This window comes from Monashia sp. HAY1-5C (assembly GCF_056755255.1).
This window is the reverse complement of sequence record NZ_JBPGXG010000580.1, coordinates 1-250: the sequence shown is the minus strand read 5'-3', so window position 1 is coordinate 250 and position 250 is coordinate 1. Positions and strand designations below refer to the sequence as shown.

The window sequence follows — 250 nt, the reverse complement described above, 5'->3', positions numbered from 1 at the left end:
CAGCTATGCGGTCGCGGGCATCGCCAACACGCTCGCCATCACCCTCGACGGGACGAGCCTCGACGCGACCCACGCGATCCAGGCCACGTTCACGTTCACGCAGGCCGTGCCGAACCTGCCCCTCGCCGCGATCTCGGCACCACATGCGAGCGTCTCGAACCTGGTGGGCAGCGCAGACGGCAAGACCTGGACCGCGCTGCTGTCGGCCAACGGCAGCGGCGACTGGACCGGCAACGTCGTCGGCGTGGAC

The 250-nt window shown here is 70.0% G+C and carries 1 protein-coding gene; it reads left to right on the top strand.

The window, feature by feature from the left end:
- A partial coding sequence (locus ACR9ZK_RS22825) for an Ig-like domain-containing protein (protein ID WP_481344205.1) occupies window positions 1-250 on the top strand: 250 nt, incomplete at both ends.